Raw genomic sequence first — 17,695 nt, 5'->3', positions numbered from 1 at the left:
ACTCGCACACCTCCTCGCCGGTCGATTCCTATGCCGTTAGCACCAGCCCCGACGTGGGAACACCGGTCCCGGCGGTGACGAGGACGTTCTGCACATCAGAGACCTGGTTCACGGATGTCCCACGAATCTGGCGCACAGCCTCGGCGATACCGTTCATGCCGTGAATGTAGGCCTCACCCAATTGACCGCCATGGGTGTTGAGCGGTAGCACTCCGTCGAGTTCGAGCGCACCGTCGCCGATGAAGTCCTTGGCTTCACCGCGACCACAGAAGCCGAGTTCTTCGAGTTGCATCAATACGTATGGCGTGAAGTGGTCGTACAGCACGGCCACGTCCATGTCCTCGGGTCCGAGGCCCGCCTGCCGCCACAACTGCCCACCCACGAGTTCCATCTCGGGCAACCCTGCCAGTTCAGGTCTGTAGTAGCTGGTCATGATGTACTGGTCGCTGCCGCTTCCTTGGGCGGCCGCAGCGATCACGGCCGGCTTGTGCTTCAGATCCCGAGCACGCTCCGGCGAGGTGATCACGATCGCGACACCGCCGTCGGACTCCTGGCAGCAGTCGAGCAGATGCAGCGGTTCCGCGATGAAGCGCGAGCTCTGATGGTCTTCGAGGGTGATCGGTTTTCCGTAGAAGAACGCGTCGGGGTTGTTGGCCGCGTGCTTCCTGTCGGTCACGGCGACCCGGCCGAAGTCCTCACTCGTGGCGCCGTATTCGTACATGTACCGCTGAGCAACCATTGCAACGAACGCCGCCGGTGTCGACAGGCCGTGCGGGTAGGAGAAGGCGTTATCCGTGCCGGAGGAGTTCACCTGTCCCACCAGACCGGAGTTCACCTGCCCGAAACGCATCCCCGACCGTTCGTTGAATGCTCGGTAGGCAACTACCACCTCGGCGACACCGGTCGCAACGGCCATTGCCGCCTGCTGCACCGTTGCGCACGCGGCCCCGCCGCCGTAGTGGACCCGGCTGAAGAATGTCAGTTCCGGGATTCCCACCGAACGGGCAACGGCCGCTTCGGTGTTGGTATCCATTGTGAACGACGTCAGCCCGTCGACATCGGCGGGAGTCAGGCCGGCGTCCTCGAGTGCCGCGGTGACAGCCTCTGCCGCGAGTCGCAATTCGCTGCGGCCGGAGTTCTTCGAGAAGTCGGTGGCGCCGATACCGGCGATCACAGCCTTACCCGATAGCCCGCTCATGCGCCCGCTCCGTTCCTCTGATCGTTCATGACCAGGGTCACCGTCGATGTGATGTGATTGCCGAGACCGTTGCGGCCGACGATGTCGAGGGTGATGACGCCGTCGTCGTCTACCGATGTCACCGTTCCGCTCAACGTCAAGGTGTCATAGGCGTACCAGGGCACCCCCAGTCGTAGCGCGATCGACTTGAGTACGGCTCTCGGGCCCGCCCACTCGGTGACGAACCGCTGGACCAGTCCGGTATCGGTGAGGATGTTGGCGAAAATGTCCTTCGACCCACGCTGCTGCGCGAGGTCACGGTCGTGGTGGACGTCCTGGAAGTCGCGGGTCGCAATCGCGGCCGACACCACGAACGTGGGGGCCGCCTTGATCGACAGCTCCGGGAGTGTCGTTCCCACTGCAACCTCGAGGGTGGATGTCATGACTGCTCCTTCGCTCTGCGCTGCCACGCATGCAGCGTCCACGGCGCACCGCCGGTGTCGTCGTCTCCTGGGAAGTCGAGGTAGATCGCCTCGACCGGCATCCCGACCTCCACCTCCTCTGGCGGTACCCCGCGAAGCTCGCCGAGCATGCGGACGCCTTCCTCCAGTTCGACGAGGGCCACCACGAATGGCAGCGATCGTCCGGGGACCTTCGGTGCGCGATGGACCACGAAACTGAAGACGGTGCCACGACCCGAGGCCACCACGTAGTCCGTCGTCTCGGACTTGTCCTTCCACAGCGCGGGCACCGGCGGGTGCTGCAGCGATCCGTCGTCACGCTTCTGGATCCGCAACTCGTGCGCGGCCACACCGTCCCAGAAGAACTGTGTGTCCGGTGATGCACCGGGGCGCATCATCTTCGCTGGGTCCAGGTCACCGACCGGCACGCCCTGACCGTTCGCCGATTGCGACGTCGATACAGTCTGACCGTCGGAATGCGGACCTGGATCAGTGCGTTTCGGTTCGGGCGCAAACTTCAGGATGCGAAACAGCGATTCGGCCACGACCTCGTCGGTGCCGTCCTCAGCCGCGACGGTCCACACAGCGTGGGTGGTGTAGAACCAACCCTCACCAAGTGCCGTCTTCTTGGGCCCGACAACTTCCCCGAGCGTGGTTGAGATAGTGACCTCTTCACCGACCTTCAGGTAGCGGTGGTAGATCTGATCGGAGTTGGTCGCCACCACCGACGTGAACCCGGCCTCATCGAGGATGTTCGTCATGAGTCCGAGTGGGTCATCTTCCTGCCGAACGGCATTCAGGCCCTGCATCGTCCACACCTGCGCCATCGCCGGCGGTGCAACGATACCGTCGTGTCCGGCGGCCCGTGCGGCAGCTTCGTCGACGTAGATCGGGTTCTTGTCGCCGATCGCCTCCACCCAGTTGCGGATCATCGGCAGGTTGACCGGGTCACGCCCCGCGCGTGGGGAACTCGGACCTGCTGCCCGAATCTCCTCTGCGGCAGCGAGAATTTGTTCGGAAGTCATGTGAAGCGGCACTCCTATCGCGGGACTCGGGGTAGCTTCAGGCCGGCGGTCGCGATCAACTCGCGCATCACCTCGTTGACACCGCCACCGAAGGTGATCACCAGATTGCGCTTGACCTGCATATCGAGCCACGTCATCAGGTCGGCAGTCTCGGGCTCCGAGGGGTCACCGTACCGCCCGACGATCTCCTCGACGAGCCTGCCGATCCGCTGAATACGTTCGGTAGCAAATACTTTCGTCGCAGACGCATCGGCGACGTCGACGGCGTCCGAGTCGCTCGACGCGACCTGCCAGTTGAGTAGTTCGTTGAGCCGGTACGTCGCATGAATCTCCCCGAGCGCGCGCCGGACGTCCGGCTCGTCGAGCAGATCATGTGCCGCAGCCCAGTTGCGGATTCGATCGTAGAGACCGCCGACACGGCCCGCGGGCCCCAGCATGACGCGCTCGTGGTTGAGCTGGGTGGTGATCAACTTCCAACCCTGATTCTCTTCACCCACAAGCATTTCGACGGGAACACGGACGTCCGAATAGTAGGTGGCATTGACGTGGTGCGCGCCGTCGCAGGTGATGATCGGCGTCCAGCTGTAGCCAGGGTCGCGGGTGTCCATGATGAGAATCGAGATACCCCGATGACGCGAGTCCGCCGAGCCTGTCCGCACAGCGAGCCACAGATAGTCGGCATCGTGGCCGCCGGTGGTGAAGATCTTCTGGCCGTTGACTATGTACTCATCGCCCACTCGCACAGCCGTGGTCCGCAGTGCCGCGAGATCTGTACCCGCCTCGGGTTCGGTGTAGCCGATCGCGAAGTGCACCTCACCGGCCAGGATCGCCGGAAGGAACTTGCGCTTTTGCTCCTCCGTCCCGTACTTCTGCAGTGTGGGGCCAACGGTCTGCAGAGTCACCGCGGGAAGCGGGACGTCCGCCCGCGTGGCCTCGTTGACGAAGATCTGCTGCTCGATCTCCCCGAAACCGCGTCCCCCGAACTCCACCGGCCAGCCGACCCCGAGCCAACCGTCCTTGCCCATCCGGCGGATTACCTCGCGGTAGGTGGATCCATGCCGCTCGGTACGCATCCGTATGGCCTCGTCCGGGCTGATCAGTCCGGAGAAGTAGCGTCGGAGTTCCGCCTGCAGTTCACGCTGCTCGTCTGTCAGATCGATGAACACCGGGCCCCCACGAGGTCGAGTCGGTACGAGGCGCCGCCCACCAGGCGGGCCAGGTCTTTGGCGGTCGAGTAGTACCGATGCAGCGGATAGGTGACGTCCACGCCGATACCGCCGTGAAGATGGTGGAGCACCTGCATGGCCGCAGGTACCTCCGCGGCGATCCAGTACGCCATGACATCCAGGTCGTCCTGTGCATCCAGTCCTTCGGACACCCGCCACGCCGCAGCGAGCGCCGAAACGTGGAGCGTGCGGGAAGTGACATAGACGTCGGCAATCTGCTGAGAGACCGCCTGGAACGTAGCGAGCGGCCTGCCGAACTGTTGCCGCGTAGCGAGGTGTTCACCGGCCAGTGCTGTCGCACCCGCGAGTAGCCCGTCCGCAACCGCTCCGATCGAAGCCAGCGCGATGCGGTGGAGAGTCGCAACGGCCTCCTCGCCGGGTGCCAGCAGTTCGCCGCGAGCGCCGTCGAAGGAGATCGCGAACTCCGGACTGCCCGATGCCGACGGCGTGGGGGTGAGCGTGACCCCATCTGCGGCTGCCTCGACCAGCACAACGCCTGCATCGGTCGGAACCAGGATCCGGTAGGCCTTCTCGGCGAACGGAACCGCCAGCACTCGCCCGGTGACCCGATAGGCATCTCCATCAGCGACCGCGGTCACAGACGGCCGGGCAGGGAACTGGGCGCCGGGCTCGGCGAGCGCGGCGGTGAACACACGTCCGTCGGCCATCCCGGCGAGCAGTGAATCCTGCACCGAGGCGTCACCCAGCGCCACGATGGGCAGAACTCCGAACCCGAGGGTCGCGAGCGCCGGGATCGGTGCGGACTTGCGTCCCACCTCGGTCAGGAGCGCGCCCACGTCCGTGACCGTCAGACCCTCGCCGCCGAGTCGTTCCGGCAAGGCGAGCGTGAGCAGATCGGCTTCGGCGAACGCCGCCCAGAGGGCGTCGCCGTCCAGGTCGCGGGCCAGCAGTCCGGCCGCGACCTCCACCACGGCCTCTTGAGTTTCATCTCGAGCGAAGTCCACGCCGAAAACCCACTTTCGATTTAGAACGTGTTCTAGTTGTATCACCATCGGCGGACGCGCAAAAGCCCCATCTCGTCCGTCTCAACCGCGTGGCAGGCCGAGGATGCGCTCGGCCGCGACCGTCAACAGGATCTGCGTAGTTCCACCCGCGATCGACAGGCAGCGAGTATTGAGAAATTCCCTCGCCAGCGGACCCTCCACCCAGCCCTGGACGCCACCGAGTTCCAGGGCGAACTCGGCGACCGCCTGACGCTGGCGAACGCCGACAAGCTTGCGCACACTCGATTCGGGTCCTGGATCCTGGCCTTCGAGTTGCCGAAGCGTTGTACGCAGTTCGAGTTGTGATCCGACGAGGGCATCACTGATCAGCTGACCCAATCGGTCGTCGACTACCGGGTCGGAGTCACCCGCGAGTCGAAGCAGTTCCTCCACGTCCTCACCGAGCGACGATCCCCCGCCCATCTCGACGCGCTCGTTGGCCAGCGTGGTGCGGGCCAGTTTCCAGCCGTCACCGAGATTGCCGACCACCAATTCGTCGGGAACGAACACATCCTCGAGATACACCTCGTTGAACAGAGCGTCACCCGTGATCTCGCGGAGCGGCGAGACCGTGATTCCCGGGCTGGTCATGTCCACGAGGAAATAGGTGATGCCTTTGTGCTTGGGTGCGTCGCGATCGGTTCGGGCGAGGCAGATAGCCCAATCCGCTTCCTTCGCCAGCGAGGTCCACACCTTCTGACCGTTCAGCTTCCACCCACCCTCGACCTTCTCCGCGGCCGTCCGCAGCGCTGCGAGATCGGAACCCGCCCCGGGTTCACTGAACAACTGGCACCAGACGATCTCGCCACGCAACGTCGGCATTGCGAACCGCTCGATCTGCTCGGGGCTACCGTGCTCGATAATGGTGGGAACAGCCCACCAGCCGATCACCAGATCGGGGCGGCCGACTCCTACGGCCGCCAGCTCCTCCTCGATCAAGATCTGCTCCGCGGCGAGCGCACCCCGTCCGTACGGTTTCGGCCAGTGCGGGGCGAGATAGCCCGACTCCGCGAGAGCGACGCGACGCTCGGCTTCCGGCCGCTCCATCAGTTCGGCAATTTCGGCCCTGATCCGCGCGCGCTCGTCGACCAGGTCGCTGAGGTCGATCGACAAGTGCCTGCGCACTCCCCCGCGAGTCAGTTCGGCCACTCGCGCCCGCCATCGGGTGGAGCCCCCGAGCTGTTGCCGCAGCGACACCGCCCGCCGCAAGTAGAAGTGGGCGTCGTGCTCCCAGGTGAAGCCGATCCCTCCGAGAACCTGAATGCAATCCTTTGCCGTGTCGACAGCGGCGTCGAGCGTTACCGATGCGGCAACCGCACCAGCGATGGCTAATTCGTCTCCCTCGGAATCCCACGCATCTTCCGCTGCAACTGCGGCGTCCCACGCCGCAGCGCCGGCCTGCTCCACGCGGCACAGCATCTGCGCGCAGAGATGCTTGATCGCCTGGAACGATCCGATCGGCTTACCGAACTGTTCCCGAATCTTGGCGTACTCCACTGCCGTTCGCAGACACCAGCTCGCGATGCCGGATGCTTCCGCCGCGGCCAAAGTCGTAGCGAGGTCGGAGACCAGCCCGTCGCGCAAGCCCGTAATCACCCGATCGGGAGCGACCGTCACACCCTCGCAACGAACGCGCGCGAGCGGGCGACTCCAGTCGATCGGGTCGGCGATCGTGACCTGCAGGCCGGCGGACTCACCGTCGACGAGGCACCACACGAGTTCGTCGCCCACTGCCGCCGGTAGCAGCACTGACACTCCTGCGTCTCCACCGATCGCGAAACCTGCGTCGCCGGTGACCGTCAGCGCTCCGTCCGTACTCCGCGTCGCAGTAGCCGGAGACTTGCCGAGGACCACGGCGCACGGCATCGCGCCCTCTGCAAGGTCCGCAGACCACCGTTTCGATGCGGCGCCCGTACTGCGCCCGACCACGAGAGCGGCGAGCGCGGTGGACAGCACGGGACCGGGCACGAGTTCGGTCGCGGCCTGCTCGAGCATGGCGGCAAGGTCGACGATTTCGGCCCCCGACCCGCCGACCTCGTCGGGCACAGCAACCGAAAAGGTTCCGAGCGGAGCGAAGGACGACCAGGTCGTACGCCACGAATCTGCTGGCCCCAGGCGTACCGTGGCCAGTGGGTTCGTGGCCCGCGCCCAGGCGCGGATCGCGCCCGCTGCAGCCCTTTGCTCCTCGGTGGTGGCGATTGTCACAACGGGTCTCCGCCTCTCATGGATGACACATTCACTAGAACGTGTTCTAATATGGCTCTGGGCTATGAGTCAAGGCACGAAGGAAAACAGGTTATGACGATCAGCTCTCGATCACAGTCCACCCCGATCGCTGCGGCGACGCTGGGCGAGGACGACCTCGGCTCCAACGCGCAGAAAGACCGGCGCAAGCGCATCCTCGATGCCACCCTGGCCCTAGCCTCCAAGGGCGGATACGAAGCTGTGCAGATGCGGGCGGTCGCGGAGCGAGCCGATGTCGCGGTGGGCACGCTGTACCGCTATTTCCCATCCAAGGTGCACCTGCTGGTGTCCGCGCTCGCGCGTGAGTTCGAGCGCATCGATTCGCGAGGCAAGAACCCTCCCGGTCGCAACCAACTAGAGCGGATGCAGCTGATCCTCGGCCAGATCACTCGGGCGATGCAGCGTGACCCGCTGCTGACCGAGGCGATGACGCGGGCATTCATGTTCGCCGACGCCTCTGCGGCCGCCGAGGTGGACCAGGTGGGCAGGTTGATGGACCGCCTGTTTGCTCGCGCCATGACGGACACCGAGCCCACCGCCGAGCAGTTGGCCATTGCCCGTGTCATCTCCGACGTGTGGCTGTCGAACCTGGTGGCTTGGCTCACACGGCGGTCTTCGGCGACCGATGTTGCGAACCGCCTCGAACTCACAGTTGATCTGCTGCTGGGCGACGGAAGCCGCCGACCCGAGTAGTACGCGATCTGCGCACAGCGCTGATCGGAGGTGCGCTCACCGCAGTCGTATCGCTTAGATTTGAACATGTGAGCGCCCAAGATCTGCCCATCGAACTACGCCGCGCCCTTTCGAGGGTGGCGCGTACCCCTCGTTTGCTCGTGGCGTCCGACTACGACGGCACGATGGCTCCGATAGTCGCCGATCCGGAGAAGGCTTATCCCCATGCCGAATCGGTGCGTGCGCTCCGAGCACTGGCCAGCCTTGCAGGCACCACGGCCGCCGTCATTTCGGGACGTGCACTGAAAGATCTCGCCGCTCTGTCACGACTGCCCGCCGAGGTTCAACTCGTCGGAAGCCACGGCTCGGAATTCGACATCGGATTCATCCATGCGATCGATTCCGATGCAAAACGGCTACTCCGCGAAATCACCGAAGAACTCCAGCTGATCTCGGCCTTACATCCGGGTACCTCGGTGGAGACCAAGCCGGCGAGTGTGGCCCTCCACGTGCGCAACGCCGATCCTGAGGAAGGCGCCAAGGCCTTGGCCGCGGTTCATGCCGATGCCGGGCAGCGAATAGGTGTGGAGGTCACCGAGGGCAAGTCCGTCGTCGAGCTGGCCGTCGTCGCCACCGACAAGGGATACGCTCTCGACCTGATCCGCCACCAAGAAGGCGCCACCGCCGCCGTCTTCCTCGGCGATGACGTCACCGACGAGAAGGCCTTTCGCCGACTCCAAGGTCCGGACATAGGCGTGAAAGTCGGTCCGGGTGACAGCCTCGCAGAATTCCGAGTGTCCAGCACCGAAGACGTGGCCACCGCTCTCGCGTTTCTTCTCGAAGAGCGTCGCACCTGGCTATCCGGGGCGCACGCTCCACCGATCGAGCGCCTCACCATGCTCGCCAGCCCAAGGACCGTCGCACTCGTTACACCCGATGCGACCTTGACCTGGCTGTGCCACCCTGAGCCCGACTCGGCATCGGTGTTCGCTCACCTACTCGGCGGGACGGAAGCCGGTCACTTCACCGTCGGTCCACACCGCAGCGCCTTGCCGCTGAGCCAGCGGTACATCGACAGCACGATGACCGTACAGACACGGTGGGCCAGCCTCGCCGTGACCGATTACCTGCCCCACGACGTGCAACAGGGCCGCACGGACCTGACCCGTGTGATCACCGGTCAGGCCGCCGCCGTCGTGACTTTCTCACCTCGGCCCGAGTTCGGCCAAAGCCAGGTCATGATCGAGGTGCTCGCAGAAGGACTGCGCGTGCACGGCATCAACGACCCGATCGTGCTGCGCTCCCCAGGGGTGCAGTGGAACATCGTTTCGGATGGCAACCAGCAGACCGCTCACGCTGTGGTCGATCCGTCCAATGGCCCTGTCATCTTGGAATTGCGTTGTGGAACAGATGACCTCGGCCCTTCCGCCACTCCCGAAACAGACCGTCGAGCACAATCGGAATCGTACTGGTCGGATTGGGCGAAGCAGCTCACTCTTCCCGCCTTGAAGCCCGACCTGATGAAGCGCTCTGCGCTCACCCTGCGAGGGTTGGTACATGTCGACTCCGGATCGATCTTGGCATCGGCCACCACTTCTCTACCGGAGGAGATCGGCGGCGTCCGCAACTGGGACTACCGATACTGTTGGCTCCGCGACGCCGCACTCACCGCATCCGCGCTCGTCAGCCTCGGTTCGTTGGAAGAAGCGGAGGGCTTTCTCGACTGGGTGCACGATGTGCTCGAGACACTGCCCGGCCCTGAACGCCTACACCCCCTCTACACGATCTACGGGACCGGGCTGCCCCCGGAAGCCGTGATCGACTCACTGCCCGGGTACGCCGGCTCACGTCCCGTCCGCATCGGCAACGCGGCAAATCAGCAGGTGCAACTCGACGTATTCGGTCCCATCGTGGAACTCATCTCCGATCTGGCCCACGCGCGCGAAAGGCAGGGCGCCGAGACGCCCCTCAACGACCGCGACTGGGAACTGGTGTGCGCCATGGTCGAGGCCGTGGACCGCCGCTGGTTCGAACCCGATCACGGAATCTGGGAGATTCGCGACAATCCGCGGCACCACGTGTATTCCAAGGTGATGGGTTGGGTCACCGTCGACCGTGCGGTCACCTTGGCGAAGGTCTTCGGCCGTGACGTCGAGCCCGGATGGATTCCGTTGCGCGACAAAATCTCCGAGGAAGTGCGTGAGAAGGGCTGGAAGGACGAAGTTCGCTCCTTCACCGCCGCCTACGACGGCACCGATCTCGACGCCGCCACCCTGCACATCGGACTGTCGGGCCTGATAGATCCGTCGGATGAGCGATTCGCCGCGACCGTCACCGCGACCGAGGCCGAACTGCGCAGCGGTGCAACGGTGTATCGGTACCACCACGACGACGGACTGCCCGGCAAAGAAGGCGGGTTCCACCTCTGCGCCGCCTGGCTGGTCGAGGCGTACCTGTTGATCGGTCAACGGTCCGACGCGGAGGCGCTGTTCGCACAATTGGTCGCAGCGGCCGGACCAACCGGACTTCTCAGTGAGGAATACGACCCCGTCGCGGAACGATCACTGGGCAACCACCCTCAGGCATACAGCCACCTGGGCTTGCTGCGCTGCGCCCAATTACTGGCCTGAGGATTACCGGCCTGAGACCGGCGCCGGGCCCGATGTCGAGCCCGGCAGCAGTTCGGTCTCGAGCATCTCGACGGTCGCGCCACCGGAACGGGAAGGGCGCATGAGCAGGGCTCCGGCTCGTCGTCCCTTCTCCTCCTGCGGTTGACGCACAGTGGTCAACCCTTCACGTAGCGCATCGTCGACGCCGTCGAAGCCTGTAACAGACAGCCGGCCGGGCACGTCGATGCCTCGCCGCCGCGCCCAATCCAGTGCGCCGAGCGCGAGGACATCGGTCGTACAGATGAGCGCGGTGATTCGGGGATTGACTTCGAGCGCCTCCGCCGCGGCGGAACAACCCGACTTTCCGGTGTGCTCGAACCGCTCGACGACCGTGAGCGTCCCCGGGTCCAGACCCGCGGCGGAAAGTGCGTCGCGCACCCCTTCTATTCGCTCACGCTGCACATGGAAGTTCGGGGACCGCAACCGCTCCGGGTCGGCGATCCCGTCCGAACGGTCACGGCCCAACCGCATGCTCAGAACGCCGATGTCGCGGTGGCCGAGGCCGATCAGATGGTCGGCGAGTTCGCGCATCGCACCACGGTCGTCGATCCCCACGAGCGATGCCCCCGGAATTTCCCGCGGCTGGTCACAGATGACCATCGGGAGGTTTCGCTCGCGTACTGCGGCGAGATAGGGGTCGTCATCGGCGACCGAATACACGACGAAGGCGTCGACACCGGCCTGATGGACGACGGCGGCGGCATCCTCCTCGCTGTGTACCGGGCCTGCCGGGATCAGGAGCAGTCCTTGTCCGGCCGTCTCGCACGACTCTGCGAGTCCAGCCAGAAAGTGCATCGCCGCGGGGTCACGGAAGGAGTAGCTGAGCGCTTCGGTGAGCAACAGTCCCACGGCACCCGCCTTGCGGGTCCGAAGGGACCGGGCCACCGGGTCCGGCCCTGGGTAGCCGCGACGTTTCGCTGCCTGCAGCACCCGGTCGCGAAGTTCCGCAGAAAGCTGATCCGGCCTGTTGTAGGCGTTGGACACCGTCGTTCGCGAGATATTCAACTCGGCCGCGAGCGACGCCAACGTGGCTTGGCGACGAGGCTGTCGAGGTCTGGGCATATGGGGACGTTAGTACCTCGACTGCACCCAGGCTCGTCGAGGCTGTACCGAAAGTGCACTACCAGGCAGTATCCGCTAAGGTGAATCGGTAATGATTTCCAATAGCGTTTAGCGCTCGGATCTGGGCAGGGGTTTCTGTGCAGGGTTTTCAAGGTTCACGGTTGACCAAAGCGGTGGCAGGACTCTCGTTCGCCACCGTTCTTACGCTCGCTGCATGTTCCTCAGGCGGCTCCGATACGAGCGCCGTCAGGGCCTCCGACGGTGCCCTTACCGTCGTTGCGTCGACGAACGTCTGGGGCAGCGTCGCGCAGGCCGTCGCAGGCGACAGAATCATCGTCACGTCGATCGTCTCCGAGCCCTTCGCCGATCCACACTCGTTCGAGGCAACCCCGTCCGACGCCGCAAAACTCACGGACGCGTCCTTGATCGTCTACAACGGCGGTGGATACGACGGGTTCGTCGATGACGTCATCGGTAGCGGTGGAGGCCACCAGCTCACCGTCAACGCCTACGACCTCCATCAGGACGGTGGGCACGAGGACGACGCCGATTCACACGACGACGGACACGGACACGGACAGGAAAACGAGCACGTCTGGTTCGACGTCGACACCGTCGACGCCACGGCACAGGCCATCGCGGACAAGCTCGGCGAACTAGATCCGGACAACGCCGGCACCTACCAAGCCAACGCCGACGCCTTCCAAGACCAGCTCGAACAAGTCTCGGCCGTAACCGACACGATTGCAGCCGCCCACCCGAACGCCCCCGTCGCGCAAACCGAACCGATCGCCGACTATCTCCTGCAGTCGGCGGACCTGGTTGATCTGACTCCGGCCGACTTCGCGAGTGCCGTCGAGAATGGAACCGACCCCTCGCCGGCGTCGATCGCCGCGATGCGGCAGCTGCTCACGGACCGGGAGGCGCAGGTGCTCATCTACAATGTGCAGACCCAGGACAACGTCACCCAGGACGTACGTGCCACGGCCGACTCGGCGGGAATTCCCGTCGTCGAGGTAACCGAAACCCTGCCCGAGGGACTCGACTACATTCAGTGGGTGACCGACACGGCCGACGCGCTTGCCGCGGCTCTGCAACCGAACTGACGGGCTGGTGAAAGAACCTACTTCGAGAACCACTGCCAACGGCCGTGCCTCCGCTGTGGAACTGACGGGGGCGCGGCTGTCCTTTGGTGAACGCACACTGTGGGACGGCCTCGACCTCACCGTCGAACCCGGTGAGTTCGTAGCCGTTCTCGGACCCAACGGATCGGGCAAGACGTCGCTGCTGAAGGTGCTGCTCGGCCAACTCGCGCTCACCGCAGGCACGGCAAAGATCGTCGGATCCCCTGCGCGATCCGGTAACTCGCATGTCGGGTATGTCCCCCAGCAGAAGTCTCTCGACGACGGGTTGCCGCTGCGCGGGCGCGACCTCGTCGGGCTCGGCGTCGACGGACATCGGTGGGGTATCGGACTTCGCAGACGCCGGCATCGGCAAACGATCGTGGACGCCGCCATCGCCGAGGTCGGTGCGCAGAACTTCGCCGACGCGCCGATCGGTTCGATGTCCGGTGGTGAACAGCAACGCTTGCGCATCGCACAGGCCCTCGTCGGCAATCCGCAGATCCTGCTGTGCGACGAACCTCTACTCAGCTTGGACCTGGCAAATCAGCATCTGGTGTCCGGTCTCATCGACCGCCGTCGCCGTACCCACGACACCGCAGTCCTCTTCGTCACCCACGAGATCAATCCGATCCTTCCACTCGTCGACCGTGTGCTCTATCTGGTTGACGGACAGTTCCGTATCGGCACACCGGAAGAAGTCATGACCTCGGAGGTGCTCTCCGAGTTGTATCGCACCGACGTCGAGGTGTTGCGCGTCCGCGGCCGTCTCGTCGTGATCGGCACCGGCGACGCGATCGATGCACTCGGCAGCGCCGGCGGACTCCGACCTGGAGAGGGCGTGCATCACACGCACGAGGAATACGCATGAGCAACAAGTTCATCGACGCAATGTCGCGCATGTTCGACATCTCGACCACCCTCGATCTGCTGCAGTACGACTTCGTTCAACAGGCTTTGCTCGCCGGTGCGATGTTGGGCCTGCTGGCGGGGGCCATCGGCCCTCTCATCGTCAGCCGGCAGATGTCGTTCGCGGTGCACGGGACGAGTGAACTGTCACTGACCGGTGCGTCGGCAGCTCTCCTGGTCGGTATCGGTGTGGGCGCAGGCGCCATTGCCGGTTCCGTCGTCGCTGCGGTCTTGTTCGGACTGCTCGGCACGAAAGCTCGCGACCGCGACTCGGTGATCGGCGTGATCATGGCGTTCGGCCTCGGCCTGTCGGTGCTGTTCATCTGGTCGTACGAGGGCCGCACCGGCACCAGTTTCTCGCTACTGATCGGCCAGATCGTGGCCCCAGGCAACCACGGACTGCAACTGCTGCTGTTCTGCGCCGTGCTGGTCATAGGTGTCCTCGGCTTCATCTACCGGCCGCTCCTGTTCGCGAGCACCGACCCCGATGTTGCCGAGGCGCGCGGCGTCCCAGTGCGTGCGCTGTCAATCGTGTTCGCGGTGCTCGTCGGTATCACCGCCGCCCTCGGCGTCCAGATCGTCGGGGCGCTACTCGTGATGGCATTGCTCATCACGCCGGCAGCCGCCGCCGCCTACGTGACCGCGAACCCGTTGAAGGCCACGATCCTGTCGATCGTGTTCGCGGAACTCGCCGCCGTCGGCGGAATCCTGCTTTCGTTGGCACCCGGGGTCCCGGTGTCGAGCTTCGTCACCGCAATCGCTTTCGTCATCTACGTCGTGTGCCGACTCACCGGATCCTCGCGGCGCAAGAGTGCGGGACGGATCGCTCACGCACACGCACACGTGCACTGACTGGGAGTGGTCGGAGAATTCCGGGCAGTCGGGAAACAGGGCGCTGACGCCCACGCCGAACCTAGTATCGAAACCGTGCAGGCAATCGATCTGAACAGCGATCTCGGCGAGAGTTTCGGCGCTTGGACCCTCGGCGACGATTCCGCCATGTTGAAACTGGTGACCAGCGCCAATGTTGCCTGCGGCTTCCATGCGGGTGACCCCGCGACACTGCTGTCGACGTGTACTGCGGCGGCTGACCTGGCAGTCCGCATCGGAGCGCAGGTAGGCTACCGCGACCTTGCCGGGTTCGGGCGCCGGTTCATCGACATCACGTCACGCGACCTCACGGCCGATGTCATCTATCAGATCGGCGCACTCGACGGCCTTGCACGGGCTGCCGGGTCCTCGGTGACGTACGTAAAGCCTCACGGTGCTCTGTACAACGCGATCGTTCATCACCGGGAACAGGCTCGCGCGGTGGTCGCGGCGATAAGCGCATATGACCAGACCCTTCCGGTCCTCGGCCTGCCAGGCTCCGTCTTCTTCGAAGAGGCCGAGTCCGCCGGACTCAGGACTGTCGCCGAGGCGTTCGCCGACCGCGCCTATACACCCGAGGGGACCCTGGTTTCCCGTACGAAGCAAGGAGCCGTCCTGCACGACCCGGCACTGATTGCTGAGCGAGTTCGCAGACTGGTCGTCGATCACACTCTCGAAGCCATCGACGGCACGGTGATCTCCGTTGCCGCCGAATCCGTCTGCGTGCATGGTGACACTCCTCAGGCCGTCGAAATAGCTACTGCAATAAGGTCTCTGCTCGACGCACAGGGCGTCGCGGTGAGGCCATTCGCCTGATGCGCATCCTCGACGTCGGAGAAGCCGCGATCCTCGTCGAGTTCGAGGATCTGGACACCGTGCTCGCGCACTTCCACGCTCTCGACAAATCCCGTCCAACCGGGATCCGAGAGTTGATTCCCGCGGCCAGAACCGTTCTCGTCCGATTCGACCGGGAAACGATCCGAAAGGATCGCGTGGCCGAGTGGGTTCGCACGAGCGAACCACAACCAGCGGAGATCGAGTCCCCGACGGAGGAGATCCGGATACAGGTTCGCTACGACGGCCCCGACCTCGAGGAGGTAGCCGAAATCACCGGACTGGGTGTCGACGAGGTGATCGCCGCTCACATCGGGTCGCCGTGGACGGTGGCGTTCTGCGGATTCGCCCCTGGCTTCGGATATCTCACGGGTGGCGCTCCCGAACTGCAGGTGCCGCGCCGCGACTCACCCCGCACCAGTGTTCCCGCGGGAGCCGTGGGACTCGCAGGCAAGTTCACCGGCATCTACCCCCACAGTTCACCGGGTGGGTGGCAGCTCATAGGCACCACGGAAGAACCGATCTGGGACCCCGCCCGCACGCCTCCCGCTCTGCTCCGCCCAGGTGTCGTGGTCCACTTCGAACACGTGTGAGCGCATTCGACTCGAGCGGTACCCGAGGTGCCGGACAGTAGTCAAAGTACGGTGCCCCATCGAGGCCGTACATGCTCGAAGATGAGGATGGTCTCGGTCGATGCGACCGCCGGGTGTGCGCTCAGATGCTCGAGGACGAAATTGCGCAGTGCCTCGCTGCTGCGTGTTGCAACATGAATCAGATAGTCGTCTGCGCCGGCAATGAAATAGACGTCGAGCACTTCGTCCAATGCCACGAATTGGTTCGCCAAGGCCCCCAACTGCATTCTCGCGCTTGCCTGGACGCGAACCGCGATCATCGCCTGCAGATCACGGCCCAGCGCGGCGGGGTCGATGTCTGCGTGGAATCCACGGATAACCCCGCGACTGACAAGGGATCGAACTCGCCCGAGGCACGTTGACGGCGCGATCCCGGCTGCGGCCGCGAGCGCATTGTTCGGTATTCGAGCGTCGCGAGAGAGGTGATCGAGCAGAATCCTGTCGATGTCGTCGAGGTCAGGAGCAGGACGAATATCGTTCGGTACCGGCGCCGACGAAGAACCTCTTGGTGAATACTTGGAAGGCATAGTCCAAATCTAGAGAATTATCTTCATAATTGTTGGCGTGGATGCTGACTTTATTCACCATTGATAGCAAAGCATCGAACTGTCTCCGACGAAGACTTTTCCACCACGTGACGGAGCCACCCATGAAGATCGGAATTCCCCGCGAGATCAAGACCCATGAATACCGGGTGGCGATTACTCCTGCCGGTGTTCACGAATTGGTGGAGCACGGTCACGAGGTATTCATCGAGTCCGGCGCAGGCGCAGGCTCCTCGCTTTCGGACGATGACTTCAAATCCGCGGGTGCAATCATGCTCGGGACCGCAGATCAAGTGTGGGAAACTGCGGAATTGCTTCTGAAAGTCAAGGAACCGATCGCCGAGGAATACTCGCGGCTACGCGGAGGCCAGGTGCTCTTCACCTACCTCCACCTCGCGGCGTCCAAGGAATGTACCGACGCTCTCCTCGAATCGAAGACCACTTCCATTGCCTACGAAACCGTCACCGGACCGGACGGTTCTCTGCCCCTGCTCGCCCCGATGAGTGAGGTCGCCGGTCGGCTCGCGCCCCAGGTCGGCGCTTACCATCTCATGCGCCAGGGTGGCGGGCGCGGGGTACTCATGGGCGGCGTGCCCGGCGTGCGGCCGGCGAAGGTGGTGGTCATCGGCGCCGGGGTCTCCGGCAAGAACGCCGTCGCGGTCGCGCACGGAATGCAGGCGGACGTCACCGTACTCGACAAGTCCGTCGCCCCACTGCGCGAGATCGACGACCGTTACCACGGCCAAGTCAAGACCATCGCATCCAACAAGCTCGAACTCGAACAGGCCGTAGTCGACGCCGACCTCGTGATCGGCGCCGTTCTCGTACCCGGCGCGATTGCCCCGAAACTGGTGTCGAACAGTCTGGTACAGCGGATGAGGCGGGGCTCGGTGCTCGTCGACATATCCATCGACCAGGGTGGCTGCTTCGAGGATTCCCACCCCACCACGCACGCCGATCCCACATACATGGTCCACAACTCCGTGTTCTATTGCGTGGCGAATATGCCTGGCGCCGTGCCGCGAACTTCGACTTACGCGCTCACCAACGAAACACTCCCCTACATCGTCGCGCTCGCCGACATGGGATGGGAACGAGCGACCGAGACAATTCGCGGATTCCGCGACGGACTGAGCACACACGACGGAAAGCTGCTGTCCGGCGAGGTTGCCGCCGCACACGGCTACCCGGTGGCAACGCTGTAGAACCCTTCGTCGACGCAGTGCGCGCAGCCTTTCACCACC

General features: G+C 64.3%; 16 protein-coding genes. 8 read left to right on the top strand and 8 right to left on the bottom strand.

Annotated elements, in window-relative coordinates; genetic code table 11:
• Window positions 1–28: 28 nt before the first annotated feature.
• The 6 genes from AB0I57_RS12750 to AB0I57_RS12725 form a co-directional block, all read right to left on the bottom strand.
• Window positions 29–1,198, bottom strand: coding sequence for a lipid-transfer protein (locus AB0I57_RS12750; RefSeq protein WP_358335230.1), 1,170 nt, complete (start codon window positions 1,196–1,198; stop codon window positions 29–31).
• Complete coding sequence (locus AB0I57_RS12745; protein WP_358335227.1) at window positions 1,195–1,620, bottom strand: MaoC family dehydratase; 426 nt, start codon at window positions 1,618–1,620, stop codon at window positions 1,195–1,197. Before AB0I57_RS12745 ends, AB0I57_RS12750 begins: the two co-directional genes overlap by 4 nt.
• The gene (locus tag AB0I57_RS12740) at window positions 1,617–2,663 is read right to left on the bottom strand and encodes a bifunctional MaoC family dehydratase N-terminal/OB-fold nucleic acid binding domain-containing protein (RefSeq protein ID WP_358335224.1); all 1,047 of its coding nucleotides are present in this window, start codon (window positions 2,661–2,663) and stop codon (window positions 1,617–1,619) included. The genes AB0I57_RS12745 and AB0I57_RS12740 overlap by 4 nt, the downstream gene beginning before the upstream one ends.
• Before the next feature lie 14 nt (window positions 2,664–2,677).
• Window positions 2,678–3,829, bottom strand: coding sequence for an acyl-CoA dehydrogenase family protein (locus AB0I57_RS12735; RefSeq protein ID WP_358335222.1), 1,152 nt, complete (start codon window positions 3,827–3,829; stop codon window positions 2,678–2,680).
• Entirely contained in the window at window positions 3,814–4,854 is a 1,041-nt protein-coding gene (locus AB0I57_RS12730; protein WP_358335219.1) for an acyl-CoA dehydrogenase family protein, read from the bottom strand. The genes AB0I57_RS12735 and AB0I57_RS12730 overlap by 16 nt, the downstream gene beginning before the upstream one ends.
• An 81-nt stretch (window positions 4,855–4,935) precedes the next feature.
• The gene (locus AB0I57_RS12725) at window positions 4,936–7,098 is read right to left on the bottom strand and encodes an acyl-CoA dehydrogenase (protein ID WP_358335216.1); all 2,163 of its coding nucleotides are present in this window, start codon (window positions 7,096–7,098) and stop codon (window positions 4,936–4,938) included.
• A 93-nt stretch (window positions 7,099–7,191) separates the two neighbouring features.
• On the opposite strand from AB0I57_RS12725, the gene kstR reads away from it, so the two are divergent.
• Together kstR and otsB are read left to right on the top strand one after the other, a co-directional pair.
• A complete protein-coding gene (gene kstR, locus AB0I57_RS12720) occupies window positions 7,192–7,830 on the top strand; it encodes a cholesterol catabolism transcriptional regulator KstR (protein WP_358335213.1) in 639 nt (212 codons plus the stop codon).
• A gap of 68 nt (window positions 7,831–7,898) precedes the next feature.
• Window positions 7,899–10,439 (top strand): trehalose-phosphatase, encoded by a 2,541-nt coding sequence (gene otsB / locus AB0I57_RS12715; RefSeq protein ID WP_358335210.1) that lies wholly within the window; start codon window positions 7,899–7,901, stop codon window positions 10,437–10,439.
• A 3-nt stretch (window positions 10,440–10,442) separates the two neighbouring features.
• Here otsB and AB0I57_RS12710 read toward each other — a convergent pair whose 3' ends face one another.
• Window positions 10,443–11,540 carry a substrate-binding domain-containing protein gene (locus tag AB0I57_RS12710; protein WP_358335207.1) on the bottom strand — a complete coding sequence of 366 codons (1,098 nt, stop codon included), beginning with the start codon at window positions 11,538–11,540 and terminating at the stop codon, window positions 10,443–10,445.
• Between the two features lie 161 nt (window positions 11,541–11,701).
• Here AB0I57_RS12710 and AB0I57_RS12705 point away from each other — a divergent pair, with 161 nt between their 5' ends.
• The 5 genes from AB0I57_RS12705 (at window position 11,702) to AB0I57_RS12685 (ending at window position 15,867) form a co-directional block, all read left to right on the top strand.
• A complete protein-coding gene (locus AB0I57_RS12705) occupies window positions 11,702–12,646 on the top strand; it encodes a zinc ABC transporter substrate-binding protein (protein ID WP_358335204.1) in 945 nt (314 codons plus the stop codon).
• A gap of 7 nt (window positions 12,647–12,653) precedes the next feature.
• On the top strand, window positions 12,654–13,532 hold the full coding sequence (locus tag AB0I57_RS12700; protein ID WP_358335201.1) for an ATP-binding cassette domain-containing protein: 879 nt from the start codon (window positions 12,654–12,656) through the stop codon (window positions 13,530–13,532).
• On the top strand, window positions 13,529–14,422 hold the full coding sequence (locus tag AB0I57_RS12695; RefSeq protein WP_358335198.1) for a metal ABC transporter permease: 894 nt from the start codon (window positions 13,529–13,531) through the stop codon (window positions 14,420–14,422). Before AB0I57_RS12700 ends, AB0I57_RS12695 begins: the two co-directional genes overlap by 4 nt.
• A gap of 75 nt (window positions 14,423–14,497) precedes the next feature.
• Window positions 14,498–15,256, top strand: a complete 759-nt coding sequence (locus AB0I57_RS12690) for a 5-oxoprolinase subunit PxpA (RefSeq protein WP_358335195.1) — start codon at window positions 14,498–14,500, stop codon at window positions 15,254–15,256.
• The gene (locus AB0I57_RS12685; protein ID WP_358335192.1) at window positions 15,256–15,867 is read left to right on the top strand and encodes an allophanate hydrolase subunit 1; all 612 of its coding nucleotides are present in this window, start codon (window positions 15,256–15,258) and stop codon (window positions 15,865–15,867) included. Before AB0I57_RS12690 ends, AB0I57_RS12685 begins: the two co-directional genes overlap by 1 nt.
• Before the next feature lie 41 nt (window positions 15,868–15,908).
• On the opposite strand, the gene AB0I57_RS12680 is transcribed toward AB0I57_RS12685, so the two are convergent.
• Complete coding sequence (locus tag AB0I57_RS12680) at window positions 15,909–16,433, bottom strand: Lrp/AsnC family transcriptional regulator (protein ID WP_358335189.1); 525 nt, start codon at window positions 16,431–16,433, stop codon at window positions 15,909–15,911.
• Between the two features lie 122 nt (window positions 16,434–16,555).
• Here AB0I57_RS12680 and ald point away from each other — a divergent pair, with 122 nt between their 5' ends.
• The gene (gene ald / locus AB0I57_RS12675; RefSeq protein WP_358335187.1) at window positions 16,556–17,656 is read left to right on the top strand and encodes an alanine dehydrogenase; all 1,101 of its coding nucleotides are present in this window, start codon (window positions 16,556–16,558) and stop codon (window positions 17,654–17,656) included.
• The last annotated feature ends 39 nt before the right edge of the window (window positions 17,657–17,695 follow it).

Source organism: Rhodococcus sp. NPDC049939 (assembly GCF_040656415.1).
Classification (GTDB): Bacteria; Actinomycetota; Actinomycetes; order Mycobacteriales; family Mycobacteriaceae; genus Rhodococcus_F.
The sequence above is the reverse complement of the archived record's forward strand: the minus strand, read 5'-3'. Positions and strand labels throughout refer to the sequence as shown.